The organism is Rhizobium sp. NLR10b (assembly GCF_019685435.1).
Classification (GTDB): Bacteria; Pseudomonadota; Alphaproteobacteria; order Rhizobiales; family Rhizobiaceae; genus Rhizobium.
In genome coordinates this window covers 219,893-243,963 of the sequence record NZ_JABDWV010000009.1, presented here as the reverse complement: position 1 = coordinate 243,963, position 24,071 = coordinate 219,893, and the positions used below count along the sequence as shown (strand labels likewise).

Annotated in this window: 23 protein-coding genes; 10 read left to right on the top strand and 13 right to left on the bottom strand. The window is 62.0% G+C overall.

The genetic code is table 11. From position 1 onward, the window contains the following. Positions 1-9: 9 nt before the first annotated feature. The 4 genes from HJB91_RS17240 to groES form a co-directional block, all read right to left on the bottom strand. Entirely contained in the window at positions 10-1,104 is a 1,095-nt protein-coding gene (locus HJB91_RS17240; protein ID WP_210628607.1) for a glycosyltransferase family 4 protein, read from the bottom strand. An 86-nt stretch (positions 1,105-1,190) separates the two neighbouring features. Continuing rightward, on the bottom strand, positions 1,191-1,613 hold the full coding sequence (locus HJB91_RS30810; RefSeq protein ID WP_221165067.1) for a hypothetical protein: 423 nt from the start codon (positions 1,611-1,613) through the stop codon (positions 1,191-1,193). Between the two features lie 94 nt (positions 1,614-1,707). Then, complete coding sequence (gene groL, locus HJB91_RS17235; protein WP_221122632.1) at positions 1,708-3,336, bottom strand: chaperonin GroEL; 1,629 nt, start codon at positions 3,334-3,336, stop codon at positions 1,708-1,710. A gap of 49 nt (positions 3,337-3,385) precedes the next feature. After that, entirely contained in the window at positions 3,386-3,700 is a 315-nt protein-coding gene (groES, locus tag HJB91_RS17230) for a co-chaperone GroES (RefSeq protein ID WP_210628610.1), read from the bottom strand. A 281-nt stretch (positions 3,701-3,981) separates the two neighbouring features. On the opposite strand from groES, the gene HJB91_RS17225 reads away from it, so the two are divergent. Beyond that, positions 3,982-4,254 (top strand): usg protein, encoded by a 273-nt coding sequence (locus HJB91_RS17225; protein WP_168294277.1) that lies wholly within the window; start codon positions 3,982-3,984, stop codon positions 4,252-4,254. A 63-nt stretch (positions 4,255-4,317) separates the two neighbouring features. Here the strand turns inward: HJB91_RS17225 and HJB91_RS17220 are convergent, their stop codons facing one another. The 4 genes from HJB91_RS17220 to HJB91_RS17205 form a co-directional block, all read right to left on the bottom strand. Then, positions 4,318-5,019, bottom strand: coding sequence for a pentapeptide repeat-containing protein (locus HJB91_RS17220; protein ID WP_210628611.1), 702 nt, complete (start codon positions 5,017-5,019; stop codon positions 4,318-4,320). A gap of 173 nt (positions 5,020-5,192) precedes the next feature. Next, complete coding sequence (locus HJB91_RS17215) at positions 5,193-5,744, bottom strand: GNAT family N-acetyltransferase (RefSeq protein WP_405047663.1); 552 nt, start codon at positions 5,742-5,744, stop codon at positions 5,193-5,195. 76 nt (positions 5,745-5,820) lie between these two features. Then, positions 5,821-6,489 (bottom strand): PAQR family membrane homeostasis protein TrhA, encoded by a 669-nt coding sequence (gene trhA, locus HJB91_RS17210; RefSeq protein ID WP_210628613.1) that lies wholly within the window; start codon positions 6,487-6,489, stop codon positions 5,821-5,823. Positions 6,490-6,650: 161 nt separating this feature from the next. Continuing rightward, entirely contained in the window at positions 6,651-7,070 is a 420-nt protein-coding gene (locus HJB91_RS17205; RefSeq protein WP_210628614.1) for a universal stress protein, read from the bottom strand. A gap of 187 nt (positions 7,071-7,257) precedes the next feature. On the opposite strand from HJB91_RS17205, the gene HJB91_RS17200 reads away from it, so the two are divergent. Next, a complete protein-coding gene (locus HJB91_RS17200) occupies positions 7,258-7,350 on the top strand; it encodes a twin-arginine translocation signal domain-containing protein (protein WP_221146865.1) in 93 nt (30 codons plus the stop codon). After that, the gene (locus tag HJB91_RS17195; protein WP_221155550.1) at positions 7,347-8,207 is read left to right on the top strand and encodes a VOC family protein; all 861 of its coding nucleotides are present in this window, start codon (positions 7,347-7,349) and stop codon (positions 8,205-8,207) included. Before HJB91_RS17200 ends, HJB91_RS17195 begins: the two co-directional genes overlap by 4 nt. Before the next feature lie 7 nt (positions 8,208-8,214). On the opposite strand, the gene HJB91_RS17190 is transcribed toward HJB91_RS17195, so the two are convergent. Continuing rightward, complete coding sequence (locus HJB91_RS17190; protein ID WP_221146863.1) at positions 8,215-8,598, bottom strand: hypothetical protein; 384 nt, start codon at positions 8,596-8,598, stop codon at positions 8,215-8,217. A 223-nt stretch (positions 8,599-8,821) separates the two neighbouring features. On the opposite strand from HJB91_RS17190, the gene HJB91_RS17185 reads away from it, so the two are divergent. Together HJB91_RS17185 and HJB91_RS17180 are read left to right on the top strand one after the other, a co-directional pair. Continuing rightward, a complete protein-coding gene (locus HJB91_RS17185) occupies positions 8,822-9,988 on the top strand; it encodes an AI-2E family transporter (RefSeq protein WP_210628618.1) in 1,167 nt (388 codons plus the stop codon). Between the two features lie 18 nt (positions 9,989-10,006). Beyond that, on the top strand, positions 10,007-11,299 hold the full coding sequence (locus HJB91_RS17180; RefSeq protein ID WP_210628619.1) for an FAD-binding oxidoreductase: 1,293 nt from the start codon (positions 10,007-10,009) through the stop codon (positions 11,297-11,299). 54 nt (positions 11,300-11,353) lie between these two features. On the opposite strand, the gene HJB91_RS17175 is transcribed toward HJB91_RS17180, so the two are convergent. Further along, the gene (locus HJB91_RS17175; protein WP_221122631.1) at positions 11,354-12,139 is read right to left on the bottom strand and encodes a polysaccharide deacetylase family protein; all 786 of its coding nucleotides are present in this window, start codon (positions 12,137-12,139) and stop codon (positions 11,354-11,356) included. Between the two features lie 101 nt (positions 12,140-12,240). After that, positions 12,241-12,630 (bottom strand): DUF930 domain-containing protein, encoded by a 390-nt coding sequence (locus HJB91_RS17170; protein ID WP_064801273.1) that lies wholly within the window; start codon positions 12,628-12,630, stop codon positions 12,241-12,243. A 254-nt stretch (positions 12,631-12,884) separates the two neighbouring features. On the opposite strand from HJB91_RS17170, the gene HJB91_RS17165 reads away from it, so the two are divergent. Continuing rightward, complete coding sequence (locus tag HJB91_RS17165) at positions 12,885-14,993, top strand: S9 family peptidase (protein WP_221155549.1); 2,109 nt, start codon at positions 12,885-12,887, stop codon at positions 14,991-14,993. Between the two features lie 40 nt (positions 14,994-15,033). Continuing rightward, the gene (locus HJB91_RS17160; protein ID WP_221146861.1) at positions 15,034-15,558 is read left to right on the top strand and encodes a DUF1697 domain-containing protein; all 525 of its coding nucleotides are present in this window, start codon (positions 15,034-15,036) and stop codon (positions 15,556-15,558) included. A 34-nt stretch (positions 15,559-15,592) separates the two neighbouring features. On the opposite strand, the gene HJB91_RS17155 is transcribed toward HJB91_RS17160, so the two are convergent. Continuing rightward, positions 15,593-17,050 (bottom strand): MFS transporter, encoded by a 1,458-nt coding sequence (locus HJB91_RS17155; protein ID WP_221146860.1) that lies wholly within the window; start codon positions 17,048-17,050, stop codon positions 15,593-15,595. Between the two features lie 259 nt (positions 17,051-17,309). Here HJB91_RS17155 and HJB91_RS17150 point away from each other — a divergent pair, with 259 nt between their 5' ends. Together HJB91_RS17150 and HJB91_RS17145 are read left to right on the top strand one after the other, a co-directional pair. Next, the gene (locus HJB91_RS17150) at positions 17,310-18,812 is read left to right on the top strand and encodes a YdiU family protein (RefSeq protein WP_221155548.1); all 1,503 of its coding nucleotides are present in this window, start codon (positions 17,310-17,312) and stop codon (positions 18,810-18,812) included. Positions 18,813-18,953: 141 nt separating this feature from the next. Further along, positions 18,954-21,293 (top strand): glucose/quinate/shikimate family membrane-bound PQQ-dependent dehydrogenase, encoded by a 2,340-nt coding sequence (locus HJB91_RS17145; protein WP_210628625.1) that lies wholly within the window; start codon positions 18,954-18,956, stop codon positions 21,291-21,293. A gap of 341 nt (positions 21,294-21,634) precedes the next feature. Here HJB91_RS17145 and HJB91_RS17140 read toward each other — a convergent pair whose 3' ends face one another. Then, complete coding sequence (locus tag HJB91_RS17140) at positions 21,635-23,641, bottom strand: BTAD domain-containing putative transcriptional regulator (RefSeq protein WP_221155546.1); 2,007 nt, start codon at positions 23,639-23,641, stop codon at positions 21,635-21,637. A 175-nt stretch (positions 23,642-23,816) separates the two neighbouring features. Between HJB91_RS17140 and HJB91_RS17135 the strand changes: the two genes are divergently transcribed. Further along, positions 23,817-24,056: a DUF1127 domain-containing protein gene (locus HJB91_RS17135; RefSeq protein WP_221146857.1), complete on the top strand. Its 240-nt coding sequence runs from the start codon at positions 23,817-23,819 to the stop codon at positions 24,054-24,056. Positions 24,057-24,071: the final 15 nt, after the last annotated feature.

Here is a 24,071-nt window from a genome sequence, read left to right as displayed (position 1 = left end):
CTCCTTGCCTCAGGCGACAGCCTGCAGGTCGAGCGCTTGACCATTCGACCGGCGGAGGGGCGCGGCTTTGATGCGAACGCCCGGCAGGTTGCGATAGATGTCGAGATAGTCGCACGCCATTCGCTGTGCGGTGAAGCGCTTTTCAAACGCGGCCCGCACCTTGCGCCGATCGAGGCGCAGCGCCCATTCGACATTTTCGGCCGCCTCGGTGACGCTGTCGACCAGGATGCCGGAGATGCCATTGTCAATGACCTCGGGAACCGAGCCACAGCCGAAAGCGATGACCGGCGTGCCGCAGGCCATGGCCTCGATCATCACCAGCCCGAAGGGCTCCGGCCAGTCGATCGGGAAGAGCAGAGCGCCTGCATTTCCGAGGAAGTCAGCTTTCTCACGTTCGTCGATCTCGCCGATAAATTCTACATGCGGATGGCTCTTAACGATCGGCTCGATGACGGTTTCCCAATAGACCTTGTCGGCATTATCGATCTTGGCGGCGATCTTCAGAGGCATGCCGACTTTTGCCGCGATCTGAATGGCTCGGTCGGGGCGCTTTTCCGGAGAGATCCGACCAAGGAAGGCCAGGTAGTTACCCCTAGGGTTCTCCGTGAATGGAAGAAGATCGGCCGGGAGACCATGATAGACCGTCCCGCGCCAGTCGACTGGTGGCATCGGGTGACGCTGATCATTGGAGATCGACACCAATGGAATATCGGGGAAAGCGGCGTAGAACGGCTTGAGATCCGGCAAGTCGAGCCGCCCGTGCAGCGTGGTCACGGTGCGATCGGCGAAATCGCGGATCAGCGGGAAATGCAGCAGGTCGATGTGGAAATGCAGCACGTCGAACTCATGCGCCCGCCTCCGGATCTCCTCGAGCATCACGACCTGATGCGGTAGATGGTCCCTGACCGCAGGGTTGAGCCGCAAGGCGACGTCCGCACACGACACGAGTGTCGCCCGTGTGACGGAATCGCCGCTGGCAAAGAGCGTGACCTCATGTCCCTTTGCCACGAGTTCTTCAGTAAGGTAGGAAACGATCCGCTCCGTCCCGCCGTACAGCTTTGGGGGAACGCTCTCGGCGAGCGGTGCAATCTGAGCGATCTTCATCGGCAAAACTCCTCAGTTGAGCAAAGAGCCGTCGGCAAAAATCATGCCTGCGTCTTCGAGAGGCACACGGCAGGCCAGACGGAGAGTCAGGTTTCGAACAGCGGTCGGCGCCGTCCTCCTTTCCAATAGCTGCACAAGCAAAGGCCGGGAAATCGGGGGGTGGGTGGTTTTCGACGACGGGTCCTGTGGGAACTCAGGGAAGCGGACGTATCCTGCCTCGCGGATGGGCGATCGCCATTATCCAAAGCCTTCAGCGCTTCAAGGATCTCGTCATAGGATACAGCTCTTTCGGCCCCAGGGTAAAGGCGGAGGGCTGGTACGGATTCGACTGCGAAGATATCGGATGCCCATGAAGCGAGAATTGCCCGCTTCTCGTCGTTGTCGATCTCGGCGGCGGCAAGCACGTCACGCGGGTGACCGAAATGCTTCGCCGGATGAAGCAGATGCGCCGCACTGATAGCTGCCACGGCATTCTGCTGTATGGAATTGCTGATGTTTTCCTTTCTCATAGCTTGGCTCCATTGATGTCGACCGATGGAACTTGTTTCATTCGGTAGTGCGTAGCACGGCCCGCCCCGAGGGCAGAGCGGGCCGAGCGATCGCTTAGAAGTCCATGCCGGCGCCGGCGGGCATGGCCGGAGCAGCTTCCTTCTTCGGCTTTTCGGCGATCATCGCTTCCGTCGTCACCAGCAGGCCGGCAACCGAAGCTGCATCCTGAAGTGCGGTGCGAACGACCTTGGCCGGATCGATGACGCCCTGCGCGTAGAGATCGCCATATTCACCGGTCTGGGCGTTCCAGCCATAGGAAAATTCGCTCTTTTCACGCAGCTTGCCGACGATGATGGAGCCTTCGGCGCCGGCGTTTTCGGCGATCTGGCGAACCGGGGCTTCGATCGCCCGGCGCACGATTTCAACGCCGACCCGCTGGTCGTCATTGGCAGTCTTCAAATTGTCGAGCGCCTTGACCGCGCGCAGCAGCGCCACACCTCCACCGGGCAGGATGCCTTCCTCGACCGCCGCGCGTGTTGCATGCAGCGCGTCGTCGACGCGATCCTTCTTCTCCTTCACTTCGACTTCCGTCGAGCCGCCGACGCGGATGACGGCAACACCGCCGGCGAGCTTGGCAAGACGTTCCTGCAGCTTCTCGCGATCATAGTCGGAGGTGGTTTCTTCGATCTGCGCGCGGATCTGAGCGGTGCGACCGTCGAGTTCCGCTTTCGAACCAGCACCGTCGATGATGGTGGTATTTTCCTTTTCGATGGCCACCTTCTTTGCCCGGCCGAGCATATTGAGCGTCACATTCTCAAGCTTGATGCCGAGATCTTCGGAGATGACGGTGCCGCCGGTCAGGATGGCGATGTCTTCAAGCATGGCCTTGCGGCGGTCGCCGAAGCCAGGCGCCTTGACGGCAGCGATCTTCAGGCCGCCGCGCAGCTTGTTGACGACCAAGGTCGCAAGGGCTTCTCCTTCGACGTCTTCAGCAATGATGAGGAGCGGCTTGCCGGACTGAACCACGGCTTCGAGAACCGGCAGCATCGACTGCAGGTTCGACAGCTTCTTCTCATGAATGAGGATATAGGGATCCTCCAGTTCGACCCGCATCTTGTCCTGATTGGTGACGAAATAGGGGCTCAGATAACCGCGGTCGAATTGCATGCCTTCGACGACCTCGAGTTCGGTTTCGGCAGTCTTGGCCTCTTCAACGGTGATGACGCCTTCGTTGCCAACCTTCTCCATTGCTTCGGCAAGGTAGCGGCCGATCTCGGAATCACCATTGGCGGAGATCGTGCCGACCTGGGCAATTTCGGAATTGTTGGAGATCTTGCGGGCGTTAGTTTTCAGTTCCGCGACGACAGCGTCGACGGCGAGATCGATGCCGCGTTTCAGGTCCATCGGGTTCATGCCGGAGGCGACCGCCTTGGCGCCCTCCTTGACAATCGCCTGGGCGAGCACCGTCGCAGTCGTGGTGCCGTCGCCGGCGAGGTCGTTGGTCTTCGATGCGACTTCGCGCAGCATCTGCGCGCCCATGTTTTCGAACTTGTCTTCGAGCTCGATTTCCTTGGCAACCGAAACGCCGTCCTTGGTGATGCGCGGCGCGCCGAAGGACTTGTCGATCACGACGTTACGGCCTTTCGGACCCAGCGTCACCTTTACGGCGTTGGCCAGCACATCGACACCGCGCAGCATGCGTTCACGGGCATCGCTATGAAATTTCACTTCTTTCGCAGCCATTCTTTCACTCCTTCAATAGGCAGCTTTTTGACTCATGCGCGGACATGCCTCAGGCGGCGATCTTTTCGGCCGCCTGGGCTTCAATAATGCCCATGACATCGCTTTCCTTCATGATCAGCAGGTCCTCGCCGTTGATCTTGATCTCAGTGCCGGACCACTTGCCGAACAGAACGCGATCGCCGACCTTGACGTCGAGCGCCTGGATCTGGCCGGCCTCGTTGCGTGCACCGGGCCCGACGGCGATGACCTCGCCTTCCTGCGGCTTTTCCTTGGCAGTGTCGGGAATGATGATGCCGCCCTTGGTCTTTTCCTCGGAATCGACGCGGCGGACGAGAATGCGATCATGAAGCGGTCGGAACGACATGTTTTCCTCCAATGGACAAACAATAGTGATGTTATTCCCCTGGCCGGACCGGATGACCAGTCCGGGCGGGTGCAAAACCTCGATCGAGCGTTCTGCGCGCAATGATCTGGTTTTGCGGTTTTTCCATTTCAAGAGGGCGCCATAAAAAAATTAGCACTCGTGCGAAGTGGCTGCTAACATCCTGTAAAGGCACAATAAACACGGTGGACGCGTTTCAGAAATCCGTTGATGGCTGCAAAATTTTGCGCCACCTTTCGAGCGTCACGAAACGGAGATGAAGTATGCGATTTTCCTCAGATCTGGAACGTCAGCTGAACGGCTATGGGCTGACCACTGCACATATCCTCTATCGCATTCCTGATTTTGAATCCGTGTTGCAGACCTATGTCTGGCAGGATTACGATCTTGCCCCGGACTTTCCGGAGATGCATAAGTTTCTCGAGTTCTGGCAGTCCTCCCTCGACGGGCCGTTGCATTCTGTTCGCTACACCCACCAGCGGCTGATCGGGCCGAACGAGTGGCGCCGCGTCATGGGCGAGTTCAAACTCCACTAAGTCGAACCGAACCATCCAAGAGAGACGTGCGTGTTGCCATAGGCGTATAGTGTCGCCTGGTAATCACTCGTGCTCAGCCGGACAAGGCCATGTCGGCGGCGCCGAGAGGCCGGCGGGCAGTTTGGTCGAGGCGTCACCGCAGGCGAGGTCGATCTGTGCCTGTTCGAGCCCGGCGGCAGCCGAGAGGTCGAGGCCTTCGATGCGAGTCAAGAACATGAAGGCGCGCTCGAAGATTAACGGGCCTTCGAAGGTGGCGTGGGAAAGGTCAGCGCGGGAGAGATTGGCGAAAGAGAATTTCACCCCCGTCAGCACCGCCTTGTCGAAATCGGCGCGGCCGAGTTCGGCCTTTTCGAAGCTCGCGCCGGAGAGCCGGGCGCCGGCAAAATTGGCGCGCTGCAGCTCGGCGCCGGCAAAGGAAGCGCCTTCGGCGGCAATATTGGCGAAGCTGGCGCGATAGGCCTCGACCTTGGCGAAGTTGGCCCCTTCGGCATGTGACCCCTCAAGCGAGGCCCGCACCAAGCTCGCCTTTTCCAGATTGGCGGATTTGAAATTCGAACCGCTGAGATCGGTCAGCGAGAAATCGGTGCTGAAGAGATTGGCGCCTTGGAGGTCACTGCCCTGCAACATCAGGTTTTTCTTCGTGCATTCCTGCCAGTCGAGCTTCGGCGAGGCCGTGCTGCCACAATCGGCAGCACGCGAGGAAATCGGAGCAGCGGCGAGAAGAAGGAAGGCAAGGAGGCCGAGCGGCGATCTATGCATTACCATTGAACTGTTGAACTCCATGACGCTTATCACGCCGCCTCTCGCGAAGCAGGCGGCCTCTCTTTTCTACACAGCTCAGAATACAATAAAAAGATAGTGACCGCTCCGGCAATGATTTGCCGGTCACTCCGTCCGGCGAGCGCTCATCCTCCGTCGGCCTTGCCCGAGCAAGTAGGTCAATCGGCCTCGCCGGGCAGGCGAAGCTCCATGCAGGTGAGGTCCAGCCAACGGCCGAACTTGGTGCCGACCTCGGAAAATCTGCCGACAATACGGAAGCCGAGCTTTTCGTGCAGCCGGATCGAGGCGGTGTTGTCGGCCTCGATGCCGGCGATCATCACATGGATATTGGCGGCCGCCGCACGCGCAATCAATTCGCGCATCAGGGCCTCGCCGATGCCGGCGCTGCGATGATCTTTCTCGACATAGACGGAATGTTCGACCGTGTGGCGATAGCCCTCGAAGGCGCGCCAGTCGCCATAGGAGGCATAGCCCGCGACCTTACCCGACTTGTCGGCGACGATGACCGGAAAGCCGCGGCCGTTGCGCGCGCTCAGCCATTCCCGTCGGTTTTCGAGATCGACGAGCGTCTCGTTCCAGATCGCCGTCGTGTGCTCGACGGCATGATTGTAGATATCCCGGATGGCGGGAAGATCGGCTTCGGTGGCGTCGCGGAGGAGGACGGCGTCTGTCATGATGACCCGGTTCGGATTGACTGCGCGGGTTGGCATACGCCGCAGTTCGAAAGATGTAAACGGCTGATACGGCAGAGAAAGGCTTGCGGAACGGTCTCGGGCAGGCCGCAGCTCAGAAGCCCGGCATTGGCAGGCTGAAACAAGCGAAGACGGCGGAATAATGCACGGCCGCTGCAATGACGACGAAACCGTGCCAGATGGCGTTCTGGAAACGCAGTTTCTCCCAGACATGGAAGATGACGCCGAGTGAATAGATGACGCCGCCGATAATGATCAGCAGCATCGAAGCGGAGGGAATGCGCGCGGCGACGGGCCCCGCCACCAGCACGCCGCTCCAGCCCATGGCGAGGTAAAGCAGGATGGCGAGACGGTCGTAGCGCCCGGGAAAGGCGCATTTCAGGACGATGCCGACGGCAGCGAACAGCCATATCGCCACCAGCATGAAGAAGAGCAGCGGATCGTCGGCGCCGCGCTCGAGGAATGGCGTATAGGTGGCGGCGATCAGGATGAAGATCGCCGAATGATCGAAGCGGCGCAGGAACCATTTGGTGCGCGAGACCGGCCAGACATTGTAGGAAAAGGAGATGGCAAGCGTCAGCACCAGTCCGACGCCATAGATCCAGGCGGCGGCGAGCGCGCCGTGGGAGCTCCAAACCGTGGCGTAAAAGATCAGAGCGGTGGCGCCGATCAGCGCCAACACGAGACCGACGCCATGGACGATGCCGTCGGCGATCAACTCGTATCTGTCGTAAGCCCAGCGAATGCCGTTGAACTCGGCCATGCACGCCAACCCGTTTCGTACCCGATTGCGATGGTCGCACCGAACTGGCGGGGGCGCAACTGCGGCGCATCGCGCGGGCAGTAAATCTTCGTGACAGACCGCGCGAGGTCTGCCCCGCCTCGACGACTGGGAAGAGCACTCGAAAATGGAGCGGCGAAGATTCAGATCTTCTGCCGCTCGACCAGCACTGAACACTTGGCGTGCCGTACGACGCGGTCGGCCGTGGCGCCGATAAAATAGTTGGAAAAATCCGGAATATGCGAGGCGAGGATGATGAGGTCGGCGCCGTAGCTTTCGGCGGCCGCGATGATGGCCTTGGCCGGCGGGCCGTTGCGGATGTCGATCGTCGCCGCGATCCCGGTTGCGGCGACCAGCGCTTCCAGCTTCTCGCGGCCGTCCTTCATGGCGTCCTCGAGCATATTGGCTGGCAGTTCGATCGCAACATAGGTCGGCACATCCTCGACGACGTTGAGCGCGACAATCTGGCCGCCCGCGTCGAGCAGCGAGGCGGCCTTGCGGAGAATGTTCTCTCCCCTGTCGAGGCTGCCGAGCGCGATCGCCACGATGATTTTCCTGTACATGGCTTCCCTCCATGACTGAGATGCATAAGCTTGCTCAGATGAAGATACGGGCGCATTGACTCCGATCAAGCCGGTGCAGGTCATCGTCAACATCTGCTCAACGCTTCATCCTCAAAAACAAGCCTTCTGTGAACAATCTGGATAGACCATATAGAGATCAAGTACGGCAACCGAGGAGACCAGGCGCATGAACCGGCGAGACTTCCTCGGATTTGCCACGGGCGGCATGATTGCCGCCACCGCCGGTACGCTTCAACTGCAGAGGCAGGAGACCCATTGATGACAGAAACATCCTATGCGCTGACGCGGCCTGCTCACATCGACCAGTCGCATCTCGTCGTTACCGACCTCGGCCTGGTTTCCGGCTTCTATCAGTCGATGCTCGGCCTGAAGGTCATCGAGAAGACGACGAGCGGCGAAGTGCTGGGGGTCGGGGGTCATCCGCTGCTGACGCTGACGACGGCAAGGGACGCGACAGTCGCGCCACGGAATGCCGCAGGCCTTTTCCACACAGCCTTCCTGATGCCCGATCGCACCGAACTGGCGCGCTGGCTGCGTCAAGCCGCCCACAACAATGTCGTGCTCGACGGCGCCTCGGACCATCTCGTCAGCGAGGCGATCTATCTTTCCGACCCCGAGGGCAACGGCATCGAAATCTATGCCGACCGGCCGCACGAGCAATGGAAATTCCACCAGGACGGCATGGTCGAAATGGCGACGCGGCGTCTGGACCTGCAGGCGCTCTACGATAGCGCGCCCAGTGATCGCTGGGACGGCATGGCTGAGGGAACGGCGATCGGCCATCTGCACCTGCAGGTCGGCGATATCCCGCAGGCCGACGCCTTCTACCGGGACGTGCTCGGCCTCAAGCTGATGGCCCGTTATCCCGGCGCGAGCTTCTTTGCGACCGGCGGTTATCACCACCATCTCGCCGCCAACATCTGGAACAGCCGAGGCGCCACCGCCCGCGCCGACAATATGACCGGGCTTTCCGACTACCGGATCCGTTTCAACGATAAGGCGACGCTCGACGCGGCGGTCTCCAGGTTCGACGCGCTGGAGATCAACAGCGAGAAGCGCGATGGCGGCGTCTTCCTCAAAGATCCCTGGGGCATCGGCCTGACGCTTTCGTCCTGAGCCTGTGCTATTGGACCTTCTCGGTTCCTGATGGCGTCGTCACCTGCGTCGGTCCGCCGCCGTTTCCGCTCGGCGTTGGCGACCGGTCTGTCGCTTCGGGCGGTCGTGCAGGGCCGGAGGCCGGGTCGTTGTTGAAGGCGCCGGGACCGGAGGGCTGCGTGTTGATCGGATCCGGCCTGGTCGAAGCCGTCGCGGTCGGATCATTGTTGCCGGGGTTTGGCCAGATCGCAACGCTCACGCCGGCAATGATGAGAACTGCCGCGCCCGCCGCAAGAACGGTCCAGACCCACCAACGCCGCTGATCGGCGGCTTTCAACCTCGCCTCGTCCGCATAAGGGGGATCGGTCGAATAGGTCTCGGTGGTTTTCGTCTGATCGGGATCTGCAATCATGAGCACTCTCCTTCCGAGACCGAACGCCAGCGCCTGCGAGGTTGTTCCGGCGGCAGGATCAAATCGGCGCGAGCCGAAGAAGGAGCGGACACTTCCGCGATCAGCGCCCTTGCCTGCAGGCGGACTGATGTCTTTACGACAGCGCCATGGCCGCGGAACCGGAACCGGAACCGCATCAGCGCGTTTTTGTGGCGAAGCAATGGGGCTTCGGGGACCTCACCACATGGGCATCGCCAACGGCATCCGCAAACACGCAAAGAAGATCGCCATCGGCGAACGCCAAACCAGCGCCTGGGCTCAGTCGTTGCAGGAGGCAGCGGAGGAACTGCCGTCGCCGCCGGTGCATCGGCTTGAGAAGGACGGGCTCGACATCAGCATGGCCTGGGCGATCATCGGCATTTTCGCCATCCTCGGCCTTGCCGCCGTCTACATGATGTCGCTGATTCTTATTCCGGTCACCCTTGCCGTCGTCGTCGGCATGATCCTCGGCCTCGCCGCTGAAAACCTCAGCAAAATGGGTGTGCCAAGGCTTGCCAACGCTTTCCTTCTTTCAAGCGGAGTCGCTTTGGTCATCGTCCTGCTGGTCAGTTCGCTTGCCGATCCGCTGGCGACGCTTGCGAACGAAGCCCCCGCCTTCATCGAGCGGATGATCAGCCGCATCATGCCCTATCTGGAGCGCATCGAATGGCTGCACATCACGCCGGCGACATTCGAAAGCGGGCCGATGTCGATTGGCGCGCTGCTCGAAAACACCGGCAACGTGCTGCATGTGGTGACAACCAGCCTGACGCCGGCACTGATACAGGGGCTGATCTTCTTCGCCGCGTTGCTGCTCTTTCTTGCCAGCCGCGTCAATCTGCGCAAGACCATCATCATGACCTTCCGCACCCGCCCGCAGCGGCTGGCGGCGATCCGCGTCATCAATGGCGTCGAGCAGGTGCTCGGCTTCTATTTCGCCACCGCCTCGCTGATCTATGTCGGGCTTGGCGTCGTCATGACCGTCATCGCCTATGCAAGTGGGCTGTCGGCGCCGGTGCTCTGGGGCTTCTTCGCCTTCCTGTCGAGCTTCATCCCCTATCTCGGCATCACGCTGATGACGCTTTCCGTCGCGATCGCCGGGATCATCACCTATGACGGCTTCATCGTCGGTCTGGTGCCGGCGGCCGCCTTCTTCACGGTGCATCTCGTCATGGAGAACCTGATCTTCCCGGCGGTGATGGGGCGGCGGCTTGAAATCAATCCCTTTATCGTCTTCCTCGCCATCCTGTTCTGGACCTGGATGTGGGGGGCCGTCGGCGCAATGCTGGCGCTGCCGCTGTCGCTGATCGTCATGACCATCATCGAGGAACTGCTGATCGAGGAAAAACCGCAGCCGCAATTGCCGAAGTAATCACGCGAGGAGACATAAGTGGCGTCCGATCTCGATCTCGACGAATCCGATCATGACCAGATGGTCAGCGGCCATTCGCTCTGGGGAAAGAATGCCATACGTCCGCAATGGCGGCCGATGGCGCAGAGCTTTTCGACCGATGTCGCGGTGATCGGCGGCGGCATCACCGGCGCGCTGATCGCAGATCATCTGACGGCGCGTGGCTTTTCCGTTGTTATCATCGACCGGGAAGAGCCGGGCTTCGGCAGCACCGCCGCCAGCACCGCGATGCTGCAATGGGAAATCGACAGCACGCTCACACAGCTCGAGGCCTATTACGGCTTCGAACGAGCGGCGGGAATCTATCGCCGCAGCGCCGCTGCCGTCGCCGGTCTTTCGAAGCTGATCGCAGCGAACGGAGTGGCCTGCGGCTTCCGGCCGCGCAACACGCTTTATCTCGCCTGCAATCTGGAAGGCGCCCGCGACCTCAGGGAAGAGCGCCAGCTTCGCCGACGGGCGGGCCTGCCCGGCGTCTATCTCGAACATCCCGATCTCTTCACGCAATTCGAGCTCGATCGGGATGGAGCGATCTATTCGCCGGGTTCGGCGGAAGCCGATCCGCTGCTGCTCACCTGGGCGCTGATCGCGATGGCCATCAGGCGCGGCGCGCAGCCGGTCAGCGCCTCCGTGACCGCACTGCACAGCGAAGGCGATCGCGTGACGGCGGAGACGGACGGCGCCTATGTCATCGAGGCGCGGCATGTCGTGCTGGCGACCGGCTATTCGATGCCGGGCCTCGACATGCCGAAACTGCACCGCACACGTTCGAGCTGGGCCTTCGCCACCGTGCCGCAGAACCCCGCCACGTTCTGGCGCGACAGGGCTTTGCTATGGGAGGACAGCCATCCCTACCTCTACATGCGCACGACCGCGGACAATCGCATCGTCGCCGGCGGCGAGGACGACGGTACGACCGATGCCGCAGCGCGGGACCGAAAGTTGCCGGCCAAGATCAGCGCCGTCCAGGAGAAGATGAAGCGGTTATGGCCGAGAGTCGATACCCGCATCGCCCATGCCTGGGGCGGAACCTTCGGCGAAACGGCCGATGGCCTGCCGCTGATCGGCCCGACGCCCGGGATGCCGCATGTCTTCGCCGCCCACGGCTATGGCGGCAACGGCATCACCTTCTCCTATCTCGCCGCCCAGATGGTCGGGGCGATGATTGCTGGGATTCATCGCGACTGGTTCGAGGATTTCGCGCTCGACCGGGAAGGACCAGGGATACGGCGGTTTGGTGACGATAGGTTGGGGACTGGGGATGCGTTGCGGTAGAGGCTTCGCTTTGGCTATTGTGCCGTGCCACACGGTACACCTTCAACCGCAGCTCTATTCCGTCGTCTTGTCGTCGCCCATATCCTCGACATCCTCCAGACGAACGAACTCCGCGCCCTTCATCTTGAGATCAACCAGCGCCTTTGCCACTCCCTCCCCGGCCGCATGGGTCGGCTGATTGATGTGGGAGATGACGACATCGCCGTCCTTGGCCGAGGCGATGCGTTTTTCGGTGATGACAGCGCCGAGCAGCGAGCCACCGTCGCCGTTCACCGAGTAGCCGGCGATGCGATAGCCCATGGCGCGGATCTCGCCGATGGCAGGAAGATCGTATTTGGCCGTGGAGCCGCGGAACCAGTGCGGTGCGGGAATGCCGGATGCGACCATGGCGGCGGCGCCGCCTTCGACTTCCTGCTTCACCGCCTGCGGCGAGCCGGCCGAGGCAATGCCATAGACGAGCATCGGCGTATCGATGGCCGGAATATGGTTCTCGCCGTGGTTTTCGATCTCGAAGAGATTGGGATTCTGCAGGAAGACGGCAAGGGCTTGCGGGTTGCGCTTCAGCCAGCGGGCGGTGACGAAGATCGTTGCCGGAATGCGCTCGCGCACCAGAGTCGAAAGGATGCGTTCGTCCGCCTGCCCCATGCAGGCGTCGAAGGTGAGCGCGATGCGGGCATGGCCCGCTATGTTGGAACGGGCGATATGCAGATGCGGCTCGACAAGTTTGATCGCCGGCGCCTTCGAGAGCGGAGCAGCTGGCGGCGCCAACGACAACTCGTCCGCCGATGCGGCTGAGATCGCGGCCAGAAGGAACGCCGAAACGACGAGGATGCGGTTCATATCAGGGCTTCTAAGGTTCGATCCGGCGATTCTAGCGGGTATTTTTGCATACCGCCATGTGGCCGGATGTCACCGTAGTAGCCCGGACGGATGCAGCAGCATCAATCGTAGAGATAATATTTGTCCCATTTCTCGCGCGGCACTTTCTCGCCGATCTGATAGTCGAGTTCGCGCACGTTGATATGCTGCGGGCCGGTGATGCAATTGTAGGAAAGATGATACCAATCACCCTTGCTGCGGAAGACCGCGCCCGGCGCCTGCAGCGAATTGTCGCCGGCGATCGGGTCCTTGAAGGTATAGGCGATCACCTTGTCGGGCTTGAAGCCGGTGCTGTCATTGTTGATCCGGCTCATCGCTTCCGTGTCGCAGCTCTGTTCCAGGCGGGTGGAGGGATCAAGTTTTTCCAGCTGCTTCTTGATGGCCGGGTCGACGGCAAAAGCGGGGGCAGCCAAGCCGGCCAGGGATACAAACAGGAGAAGGCGTTTCGGCATTGCGGAGGAAATCCCTTACTGTTGTACAGTCTTCATCCTGCCACCGGCGGCTTGCCGGGGGCTGGGCACGTGCAAAATTCGCTCTGTGATAGCGGACCTCCTTAAATATTGTGGTGACATCAAGGCAGGGCGAGCGGTGCCGTCTCCTCGGCTCTGGAAGGCCGTCTGCACCCCTGGCACAGCCTAGCCGCTTGATCCGGCGACGGCGCGCCTCTATCTCTTGCCAACCCGACATTCCCACCGGAGCCAATTCCTTGTCCGTTTTCAAGAGCCTGCCGACACCGCCCGCCGCACCGAAAAAGCCCCTCTCCGATACGCGCCACGGCATTACCCGCACGGATGACTATGCCTGGCTGCGCGCCGATAACTGGCAGGCGATGTTCAAGGATCCGTCGATCCTCGACCCCGAGATCCGCCGGCATCTCGAAGCCGAAAACGCCTATATGAACGCAGCGATGGAAGACACCAAGCCGCTGCAGAAAGCGCTGTTTGCTGAAATGCGCGGCCGCATCAAGGAAGACGACAGCTCGGTACCGATGAAGGATGGCGCCTATGCCTATGGCACGTTCTATGTCACCGGCGGCGAACAGCCGCGCTATTTCCGCATTCCCCGTGACGGCGACGTTGCCGACGAGACGATCCGCACGGTGCTGCTCGACGGCGACAAAGAAGCCGCCGGCAAGGCCTATTTCCGCCTCGCCGGCCTCGACCATTCGAGCGACCACAGCCGCGGCATCTGGGGCTATGACGACAAGGGATCGGAGTTCTTCACGCTGAAGGTGCGCGATCTCGCGACCGGGGAAGATCTTACGGACCGGATCGAGAATACCGGCGGCGGCGGCGTCTGGGCGCCAGACGGCAAGAGCTTCTTCTATTCAGCGCTCGACGAGAACCACCGGCCGTCGAAAGTCTTCCACCATATTGTCGGCCGGCCGCAGTCGGAAGACCGGCTGGTCTATGAGGAAGCCGATGCCGGCTTCTTCATGGGCGTCGGCGGCTCGCTGCTCGACGACTTCATCTATATCGATATTCACGACCATGAAACGAGCGAATACCGGCTGCTGTCGACCAAGGACCTGACGGCCGAGCCGAAGCTGGTGGCTGCGCGCGAGGAAGGCATCGAATATTCGCTGACAGAAGGCGGCGATGTCTTCTACATCCTGACCAATGACGGCGGCGCCAAGGATTTCAAGATCATGGAAGCGCCGGTCGACAATCCGGTCAAGGAAAACTGGCGCGAAGTCGTCGCCCATAAGCCCGGGACTTTGATCATCAGCCACATGGCCTATGCCCGCCACCTCCTGTGGCTGGAGCGCAAGGACGGGCTGCCGCGGATCATGATCCGCGACCGGGCGACCGGCGAGGAACATGCGATCGCCTTTGCCGAAGAAGCCTATTCACTGGGGCTTTCGGGCGCGGCGGAATACGATACGGATGTCATCCGGTTCTCCTATTCCTCGATGACGACGCCGTCGCAGCTCTACGACTATAATATGGTGACGCGCGAGCGCACATTGTTGAAGACGCAGGAAGTGCCCTCCGGCCACAATCCCGACGACTACGTCACCCGCCGCGTCTTCGCCCCGGCCTGGGACGGCGAGAGAGTACCGGTCACCCTGCTCTATCGCAAGGATACGCCGCTCGACGGCTCAGCACCCTGCCTGCTCTACGGCTATGGCGCCTACGGCATTACCATTCCGGCCGGCTTCAACACCAATTGCCTGTCGCTCGTCGACCGCGGCTTCGTTTATGCCATCGCCCATATCCGCGGCGGCAAGGACAAGGGCTTTGCCTGGTACGAAGACGGCAAGATGGACAAGAAGACGAACACGTTCAAGGACTTCGTCGCCGCGGCGGATTATCTGAATCAACAGAAGTTCACCTCTTACGCGAAGATCATCGCCGAGGGCGGATCGGCCGGCGGCATGCTGATGGGCGCCGTCGCCAACATGGCGCCGGAGAAGTTCGCCGGCATCATCGCCGCCGTTCCCTTCGTCGACGTGCTCAACACCATGCTCGACGACACTCTGCCGCTCACCCCGCCGGAATGGCCGGAATGGGGCAACCCGATCGACAGCAAGGAAGAATACGAGCAGATCGCCGCCTATTCGCCCTATGACAATGTCGGCGCAAAACCCTACCCGCCGATCTTGGCGCTCGGCGGCCTGACGGACCCGCGCGTCACCTATTGGGAACCGGCCAAATGGGTGGCGAAACTGCGCGACAAGACAACCGGCGAAGCGCCGATCCTGCTCAAGACCAATATGGACGCTGGCCATGGCGGCGCTTCGGGGCGCTTCCAGCGGCTGGAAGAGATCGCGTTCGAGTATGCGTTTGCGATCAAGGTGGCGGGGAAGATGTGAGGGTTGGGGCATGCCACACGGCACAGCCCAGGAGACAGAAATGCCCGTCTATATCGCCCTCCTCCGCGCCATAAACGTCGGCGGCACCGGGTCGCTGCCGATGGCTGAACTAAGATCGATCTGCGAGGGCCTCGGCTTTACCGACGTGAAAACCTACATCCAGAGCGGCAATGTGCTGTTCCGCTCGGATGCGTCCGAAACGGCAGTCGAGGAAAAGCTCGACGCGGCGCTCGGACAGAAGATGGGCAAGCGGCCGGGCGTGATGGTGCGCAGCCGGAAAGAACTCGAGGCGATTGCCGCCGACGCGCCCTTCCCCGACGCCAAGCCGAGTTTCCTGCTCGTCTACTTCCTGCCCGAAAAGGCGTCCGGCGATGCGCTTGACAAAATGGTGGCGCCCGATGGCGAGGAGGCGAAGCTGGCCGGACGGGAGATCTATGTGCATTATCCCAATGGGTCCGGCCGCTCGAAACTGAAGCTGCCGGCGCTGAAGCCCGGGACCTCGCGCAATCTCAACACCGTGCGCAAGCTCGCGGAAATGGCGGCTGACATGGAGGATAAGGACTGAAGGCTGGCTCAGAATTTGATTCAAGCGACGCGCGTCAAGCCTTTGTTTCTCCAGGCACCTTTATCCCTCTGGCCTTATAGCCGCTGATCTCCTCGCCAGCGGTCGGCGAGAAACGCAGGTTCCAGACGGTAGCGGTGATCGAGATGATGGTGACGACGATGAAGGCGGTGGAGAAATCGACAAGCGACGGCGTTTCGACATTGTTGAAGGCCATCGAACCGTGCAGCGCCAAGGCCCCGATGCAGATGCCGAGCGACAGCATCAGCTGCTGAAAGGTGGTGTAGAAGCTGGTGGCCGAGCTCATCCGCTCCTTTTCGATCTCGTCATAGGCGATGGTGTTGTAGGCGGTGAACTGGAACGACAGGAAGAAGGCGCTGAGCACCAGGACGACGAAAATCAGCGGCATCGGCCAATCCGGCCGGAAGGCGGCGCAGAGGGCATAACCGGCCGTGCCGAGAATGCCGTTGACGACGAGGCTTCTGCGGAAGCCGAGCCGCCTGAAAACAAACCGCGCCATCGGTTTCATGGCGAGCGCGCCGAGCGCGGTTGATATGACGATCTGGCCGGCCGCAGCCGCCGACAGGCCGAATCCGATCTGGAAGAGCAGCGGCAGCAGGAAAGGCTGCGCACCCTGGGTGATGCGCGTCAGCGAACCGGCGATGACCGAGGTGCCGAAGCTCGGCACCTTCATCAGCGAAAAATCCATGATCGGCGATGGATGCCTGCGGGCATGCCTGAGATAGGCGAGGCCGAAGAGCAGGCCGACTGATATCAGGAAGATCGAGAAAGCGCCCTCGCCTTCATGGCTCGACATTTCGAAGCCGAAGAGCAGCGAGCCGAGCGAGATGCCAGAGAGGATGAAGCCGATCGTATCGAAGGGGCCGGCCGCCTTGCCCTTCACCTCGTCGATATAGATCGAGACGAAGATCATGCCGATAATGCCGACCGGCACGTTGATGTAGAAGATCCAGCGCCAGTCAAGATAGGTAACGATGAAACCGCCGAGCGGCGGGCCGACGATCGGGCCGATCAGCGCGGGCACCAGCAGCCAGGACATGGCGCTGACCATATCCTTGCGGTCGACGCTGCGCATCAGCACCAGCCGGCCGACCGGCATCATCATTGCGCCGCCCATGCCCTGCAGCAGCCGGGCCAGGACCAGGAAGGGCAGCGTCGGCGCGAGCGCACAGAGAATGGAGCCGATGACGAAGACGGCAATCGCCGCCCTGAAGACAGTGCGCGAACCGAAACTGTCGGCCATCCGGCCGCTGGCCGGAATGAAGATCGCCAGGCTGAGGAGATAGGAGGTCAGTGAGATCGACATGGCCGGGGCGCTGACAGCGAAATCGCGAGCCATGGTGGGCAGCGCGGTCGCCAGCACGGTCGCATCGATATTTTCCATCAGCATCGCACTCGCGACGATCATCGCGATCACCCGGAAATTGGGCGCGGCGCGCCGAACCATCGGCGCCTGGTAAATCTGATCCGACATCGTCCGGAATCACTCACGGTGGCGCGGCGGAGCAGAGGAAGCAGCAAGGCCGCGGGGATGACATGGCGCAGGGCCAAGGGGAGATGATCTGCTATACGCCCGAGATCATGGCGGGGCTATGTCCTTTATGGCAAAGCAGCTTTGACGAGAGGTAAAAGCGGATCACGATTCCTTGCATCGGCGCGATCTGCGTGACGGCCGATCGATCCGGCCGCAAGACCGGCTTGCACGCGGGGCACCCCGGCCCTACCTATGAACAATGACCTCGACCCCGCAGAAAATCCGGTCCGGCGCGGCCTTTCCGTTCGACAACAGCTATGTCGGCTTGCCCGAGCGCTTCTTTGCGCCGCAAACGCCGACACCGGTAACCGAACCTTGGCTCATCAAGCTGAACGAGCCGCTGGCCGCCGAGCTCGGGCTTGACGTCGACGCGCTGCGTCGCGACGGCGCGGCGATCTTTTCCGGCAATCTCGTTCCCGAAGGGGCCGAACCGCTGGCGATGGCCTATGCCGGGCACCAATTCGGCGGCTTCTCGCCGCAGCTCGGCGATGGGCGGGCGATCCTGCTCGGGGAGGTGGTCGACCGCAGCGGCAATCGTTTCGACATCCAGCTGAAGGGCGCCGGACCGACGCCTTTTTCGCGGCGCGGCGACGGGCGGGCGGCAATCGGACCGGTGCTCAGGGAATACATCATAAGCGAGGCGATGTTCGCGCTCGGCATTCCCGCCACCAGGGCTCTGGCGGCCGTGACGACGGGCGACCCGGTCTATCGCGAAGAGGTGCTGCCAGGCGCCGTCTTCACCCGGGTCGCGGCAAGCCATATCCGGGTCGGCACTTTCCAGTATTTCGCGGCGAGAGGCGACACCGACGGTGTGCGGGCCCTCGCCGACTATGTGATCGACCGGCACTATCCCGCACTGAAGGCGGCCGAAGAACCTTATCTCGCGCTGTTCTCGGCAATCGCGGAGCGCCAAGCGGCGCTGATCGCCCGCTGGCTGCATGTCGGCTTCATCCATGGCGTGATGAACACGGACAATATGACGGTTTCCGGCGAGACGATCGACTTCGGCCCCTGCGCCTTCATGGATGTCTATAACCCTGCGACCGTGTTCTCGTCGATCGACCAGCATGGCCGTTATGCCTATGCCAATCAGCCGGCCATCGGCCAGTGGAACCTTGCCCGACTCGGCGAAACGCTGTTGCCGCTGATCGATACCGAGCCGGACAAGGGGGTCGACAAGGCCAATGCGGTGATCCGGGCCTATGGCGAGCGGTTCCAGGCTGCGTGGCTGGCCGGCATGCGCGATAAGATCGGCCTTACCGGTCAAGAGGACGGCGATCTCGACCTCGTCCAGGCGCTGCTGTCGCTGATGCAGGCGCAGGGCGCCGATTTCACCCTGGCCTTCCGGCGGCTCGCCGATCTTGCCGGCGACGACGGCGCGGAGCCCGCTTTTGCCAGGAGCTTCCGGGAACCGGAGGCCTGTCGGCCCTGGCTGATGCAGTGGCGCGAGAGACTCTCGCGCGATCCGCAGACGGCGGTCGAACGCGCCAGCGCCATGCGCCGCGTCAATCCAGCCTTCATTCCCCGCAATCACCGGGTCGAACAGGCGCTCGAGGCCGCGGTCGAGCGCGGCGATTTCTCGCTGTTCGAGGCGCTGCTGACCGTGCTGTCGAAGCCCTACGAAAACCAGCCGGATTTCACCGCCTATATGGAACCTCCGAAGCCGGAGGAACGGGTGCTGCAGACTTTCTGCGGGACGTAAGCGGCTTCAATACAACCGTACCGTGACACCCGCCTGCGGCAAATGCAGCCGTTGAATAGCATCTCCCTCGCTCTATCTGCCTGACCGGCGGTACTTTTCCGCTGATCCCCCACCCGGCTAACCCAAGCGGGAGACAGCCTTATGGCGCTCGTCATCACCTCCATTCTCTTCATCATCATCGGGGTCGCGCTCGGTGGCGGGGGGCTCTGGCTCATCACGCTCGGCGGCAGCATCTTCTATCTGTTTGCCGGCCTGATGTTCCTCATCACCGCCGGACTACTGTTAATGCGCAAGGCGGCGGCGCTCTGGGTCTATGCGGTGCTCGTCGTCGCAGCGCTCGCCTGGGCGGTCTGGGAGGTCGGTTTCGACTGGTGGCAACTCGGTCCGCGCGGCGGCGTCATCATCCTGCTCGGCCTCTGGCTGCTGACGCCGTGGATCCGCCGGCCGCTCGGCTTTCGCAGCCCGACCGGCATCACCTACGGCGCCAATCCATGGCCGCTCGCCGTGCCCGTCATTCTCGCCATCCTCGTCGCCGTCTATTCGATGACGACGGACCCGCACGATCTGGCCGGCGATCTGCCGAAGGATGCGGCCGCCGCCACCCCCGCCCTCGGCGGGAACGTGCCCGACGGCGAATGGCATCAATATGGCCGCACGCCCTTTGGCCAGCGCTATTCGCCGCTCGACCAGATCAATGTCGAGAATGTCTCGACTCTGAAGGAAGCCTGGCGATATCAGACCGGCGACGTCAAACGGCCGGAGGATATCAGCGAGACGACCTATCAGGTGACGCCGCTGAAGGTGAAGGACACGCTCTATCTCTGCACGCCGCATAACTGGGCGATTGCGCTCGACGCCAAGACCGGCAAGGAGAAATGGAAATACGACGCCAATTCGGGCATGAATCCCAACCGGCAGCACCAGACCTGCCGCGGCGTCACCTATTATGCCGATCCTGATGTCGCCGCCGGCCAGCCCTGCGCCGAGCGTGTCTATCTGCCGACCTCAGACGCCCGGCTGATCGCGCTCGATGCGGCCGACGGGAAGATCTGCACCAGCTTTGCCGATCAGGGCGTGCTGCATCTGGAAACCGGCATGCGCTTCAATCCGGCCGGCTATTATTATTCGACCTCGCCGCCGGTCGCGGTGGCCGGCAAGATCATCGTCGGCGGGGCGGTGAACGATAATTATTCCACCGAGGAGCAGTCCGGCGTCATCCGCGCCTTCGACGTCAGGACCGGCGCGCTGATCTGGAACTGGGACTCCGGCAACCCGGACGTAACGACGCCGATCGCCGATGGCCAGACCTATACGACCAATTCGCCGAACAGCTGGTCGGTCTTCAGCGTCGATGAGGCGCTCGGCATGGTCTATATCCCGCTCGGCAACCAGGTGCCCGACCAGATCGGCATCGGCCGCAGCGACAATGTCGAGAAATTCTCTTCTTCGATCGTTGCGCTCGATATCGCCAGCGGCCAGCTGCGCTGGGTGCGCCAGACGGTGCATCACGACCTCTGGGACATGGATGTGCCGGCCCAGCCGGCGCTGATCGACCTGACCAAACCGGACGGCAGCGTGGTTCCTGCCCTCGTCGGCCCGACGAAGCAGGGCGATCTCTATGTGCTCGACCGGCGCAGCGGCGAGCCGATCATCCCGGTCAAGGAAATCCCGGCGCCCGGCGGCGCGGTCACCGGCGATCATACCTCGCCGACGCAGCCGATCTCCGACCTCACCTTTTCGCCCGAGCCGCTGAAGGAAAAGGACATGTGGGGCGTATCGCTGTTCGACCAGCTCCTCTGCCGTATCGACTTCCACCGCTACCGCTATGAGGGCCGATACACGCCGCCATCTCTCGGGGGAACGATCGTCTACCCCGGCAATTTCGGCACTTTCAACTGGGGCTCGGTGGCGGTGGATCCGGAGCGGCAGATCATGTTCGGCATGCCGACCTATCTCGCCTTCACCTCGCGCCTGGTGCCGGCGGCCGACATTCCGCCGCGAGGCCAGGACGAGAAGGGCAGCGAACAGGGGCTCAACCGCAATGACGGCGCGCCTTACGGTGTCTTCATGGGTCCCTTCCTCGGGCCGATGCAGATCCCCTGCCAGGCGCCGCCTTGGGGCTATGTCGCCGGCGTCGATCTGCGCACCGGCAAGATCGCCTATATGCACAAGAACGGCACGGTCCACGACATGACGCCGCTGCCGCTGCCCTTCAAGGTCGGCGTGCCCGGCATCGGCGGACCGATGCTGACCAAGGGCGGCGTCGCCTTCCTCGGTGCGGCGGTCGACAATTATCTTCGCGCCTACGACGTGACGAACGGACGCGAGCTCTGGCGGGCGCGCCTTCCGGCCGGCGGCCAGGCAACGCCCATGACCTATACCACCGACGACAACAAGCAATATGTCGTCATGGTCGCCGGCGGCCACGGCTCGGTCGGCACCAAGCCCGGTGATTATGTGATCGCCTACACGCTGCCGTGATGGGAGAGGCAGGGCCTTGAGCCGCATTCAAACGCGATTGAACGGTATAAGGAAAACACTGACCTCGGAGAAAACCCCTTCGCCTCCCCACAAGGGGGAGAGACTACTCTGCTGCACCGTCGAAATTCATCCCCGACGCCTCAGCATGTGGCGGCATATGTTAGTGGCAAAATCCCGCTGCGGGTGAGCCCCTCCCCCTTGTGGGGAGGGGTTGGGGAGGAGTTTTCCGGGCGCACCGGAGATCTGTCGATCCTACCGTTCGCATGTTCCTCCCTCAAACCATCTCGACAATCATGCGGCCGACTTCGGCAAAGATCGGATTGAACTCCTTCGCCGCATGCCTACTCCGGCAATCCGGCCATACGAAGGGCTTCGATATAGCGGTTGCGGTCATCCGGCCGCCGGAACGGTGGCAGAATGTCGGCGAGATTCGAAAGCCGAAGCGCCGGATCCAGCAGGTGCAGTCGCGCAATCGTTTCCCCTGCTTCCGCGCTCCGCCCGGCCATGGCGTGGGCCGCCGCCATCACACGCATCGCGCTCGGGTAGTTCGGCTGGTGGCGCAGGGATTTTGCCGCCCAGGCGGCGGAATCGTCGTAGTGACCGGCGCAGAAGTGAGCCAGCCCAGTGTTGAACTGCCAGGCAAACAGGCGCGGATCCAAGGGGCTCAGGCGCATGGCCAGAGCGGCGTGTTCGATGGCCTTGTCCGGCTCGCCCAGGCAGGCTCGCACCCAGCTGCTGACGCCCAGGGCAATGGCGAGGTTCGGGTTGAGGAAGAGGGCCCGATCGATACAAGCAGCGCTTTCATCGAGATCGCCGCCGACATAACCGAGCACATATCCCCCGTAGGAGAGCGCGACTGCATCGTCCCAGCCGAGTCCGACGGCTCTTCTCGCCAATCGGGTCGCTTCTTCAATCTCGGTGCCGGGATCAACCATCCAGCCGTTGCTCTTCCGGGTCGCATAGCAGCGCGCCGCCCGGGCATGGGCGATGGCAAAATCCGGATCGCGCTCGATCGCCTTCGTGAACAGCCGCAAGGCCTCGTCGACGACCGATCTGTTGGTCACCGTCCGATCGAAGGCCGCCAGCCCGCGGAGATAACAGTCATAGGCGTCAAGGCTCTCGGTCGGCTTGCGTTTGGCGCGCTCGATCTCCGCCTCTTCCACTTTCGGCGTTATTGCGCCAACAATGCTCGATGCAATCTGATCCTGCAGATCGAACAGGTTCGCCAGCGTCCCGTCGAAACGGTCTGCCCAGAGATACGCGCCGGTCGAGGTGTCGATGAGTTGTCCGGCGATACGAAGCCGGTCGCCCGCGCGGCGCACGCTCCCCTCGACCACATAGTCCACGTCCAGCTCGCGCCCGACCCGCTTTATGTCGACGGCCTGTCCCTTGTAGGTGAAGCTCGAATTGCGGGCGATGACATAGAGGTGGCGGAACTGCGCGAGAGCGATCGTGATATCCTCCACGATGCCGTCGGCAAAATAGTCCTGTTCCGCATCGCCGCTCAAATTTTGGAAGGACAGCACCGCAACCGATGGACGGTCATGATGCTTGGCCGGGGCTGAGAAGACTTGCAGCTGCGGCTCGACTGCGGCCGCAGCCCGCCGATCACCGGGTCGCTGCCGCGGTTGCAGCGTGGCGGCCAGAGACGAGGTCTCCGCTTCGGGTTCGACGTCCAGATGCTTCTTCAGGAGAGCCCGGCAGGTCTCGAACTGGCGCAAGGCCATGTTCTCGTGGCCGCGGAGAGCGTGGATCCGCATCAGCGCCCTGTGGGCAGCCTCCGTCGTCGGGTCGGAGGCGAGTAGTCTCGCGGCAAGCGCTTCGCAGGGCAATTCTTCCGCGGAACCTGGTTCGAAGAGGGCAAGGCTCAAACGTTCCACGAGCTGCAGCGCCTTGCGCTGATATGTGCTCCGGTAAGGTGCGAACCACTCACCCAACTCATCCGGAATGGACTCGCCCTCAAGCAGGTCGCCGCGGTAGAGATCCGCCGCGGAGGCGAGATCTGCGCTCGAGCCCGTCCCCAGCTTCCGGTCGAAGAGTGAAATGTCGACTTCATCGGGAGCGACAATCAGCGCCACCGTCTCCTGATCCCCCTCGATATAGGTGGTGGCGTCACTGCTTGCCGGGAACGACCGCCTGATATCGACCAGCGCCTGCCGCAAGCTGTTGCGGGCCTGCTCATCGCTTCGCCCCGGCCAGAACGCTTCCGAAAGCACCTCCCTGCGACAGCCGCGGCGGCCTGCCAGGGCGAGAGCCGCAAACAGCAGCGACGTCTTGCGCGTGGCGAAGCGGACTTGCCGGCCCTCTCCGGAGATAACCTCGAGACCGCCTAGCATCCTGATGCGCACAGAAAGCCTCCAGCTTTGGACCGCCGTTGGCAGAATAGCATTTGGGAAAGACGGATTTAACACCGATTTAGCGGCGGCTTGTCGAAGTTTTCTTCCCCGTTCACGCTCAGCCGAACAGGCTGAAAACGCCCGCATGGGAGATTTCCACCTGCACATCACAGGTGGGAGATCGGAAATGGCTCATACGGAAACACAGACCTTCGTCAGCGCGCCGACAAGGCAGATGGCTGGTCCCATGAACATCCTAACGACTTTGTTTGCTGCCCTGAGAACATGGCAGCGGGCTATCGCGAGTCGGAAACAATTGGCAGAGCTGACACCTTATCAGCTGAGAGACATCGGTCACCCCGAGGCCAATCGGCCGGTGCTCGACATCAAAGCGGGTCTTATCACGAACTTGATGTCGATGCGGTAATCAATTGCTTCTGAA

Excerpts from the sequence above, each read along its gene's own strand:
- HJB91_RS17190 (WP_221146863.1), bottom strand. The coding sequence starts at position 8,598 with ATGATTGCAGATCCCGATCAGACGAAAACCACCGAGACCTATTCGACC.
- HJB91_RS17170 (WP_064801273.1), bottom strand. The coding sequence starts at position 12,630 with ATGCCGAAACGCCTTCTCCTGTTTGTATCCCTGGCCGGCTTGGCTGCC.
- HJB91_RS17200 (WP_221146865.1), top strand. The coding sequence starts at position 7,258 with ATGAACCGGCGAGACTTCCTCGGATTTGCCACGGGCGGCATGATTGCC.
- HJB91_RS17240 (WP_210628607.1), bottom strand. The coding sequence starts at position 1,104 with ATGAAGATCGCTCAGATTGCACCGCTCGCCGAGAGCGTTCCCCCAAAG.
- HJB91_RS17205 (WP_210628614.1), bottom strand. The coding sequence starts at position 7,070 with ATGTACAGGAAAATCATCGTGGCGATCGCGCTCGGCAGCCTCGACAGG.
- HJB91_RS17215 (WP_405047663.1), bottom strand. The coding sequence starts at position 5,744 with ATGCCAACCCGCGCAGTCAATCCGAACCGGGTCATCATGACAGACGCC.
- HJB91_RS17150 (WP_221155548.1), top strand. The coding sequence starts at position 17,310 with ATGACCTCGACCCCGCAGAAAATCCGGTCCGGCGCGGCCTTTCCGTTC.
- HJB91_RS17135 (WP_221146857.1), top strand. The coding sequence starts at position 23,817 with ATGGCTCATACGGAAACACAGACCTTCGTCAGCGCGCCGACAAGGCAG.
- trhA (WP_210628613.1), bottom strand. The coding sequence starts at position 6,489 with ATGGCCGAGTTCAACGGCATTCGCTGGGCTTACGACAGATACGAGTTG.
- HJB91_RS30810 (WP_221165067.1), bottom strand. The coding sequence starts at position 1,613 with ATGAGAAAGGAAAACATCAGCAATTCCATACAGCAGAATGCCGTGGCA.
- HJB91_RS17185 (WP_210628618.1), top strand. The coding sequence starts at position 8,822 with ATGGGCATCGCCAACGGCATCCGCAAACACGCAAAGAAGATCGCCATC.
- groL (WP_221122632.1), bottom strand. The coding sequence starts at position 3,336 with ATGGCTGCGAAAGAAGTGAAATTTCATAGCGATGCCCGTGAACGCATG.
- HJB91_RS17145 (WP_210628625.1), top strand. The coding sequence starts at position 18,954 with ATGGCGCTCGTCATCACCTCCATTCTCTTCATCATCATCGGGGTCGCG.
- HJB91_RS17225 (WP_168294277.1), top strand. The coding sequence starts at position 3,982 with ATGCGATTTTCCTCAGATCTGGAACGTCAGCTGAACGGCTATGGGCTG.
- HJB91_RS17175 (WP_221122631.1), bottom strand. The coding sequence starts at position 12,139 with ATGAACCGCATCCTCGTCGTTTCGGCGTTCCTTCTGGCCGCGATCTCA.
- HJB91_RS17155 (WP_221146860.1), bottom strand. The coding sequence starts at position 17,050 with ATGTCGGATCAGATTTACCAGGCGCCGATGGTTCGGCGCGCCGCGCCC.
- groES (WP_210628610.1), bottom strand. The coding sequence starts at position 3,700 with ATGTCGTTCCGACCGCTTCATGATCGCATTCTCGTCCGCCGCGTCGAT.
- HJB91_RS17160 (WP_221146861.1), top strand. The coding sequence starts at position 15,034 with ATGCCCGTCTATATCGCCCTCCTCCGCGCCATAAACGTCGGCGGCACC.
- HJB91_RS17220 (WP_210628611.1), bottom strand. The coding sequence starts at position 5,019 with ATGGTAATGCATAGATCGCCGCTCGGCCTCCTTGCCTTCCTTCTTCTC.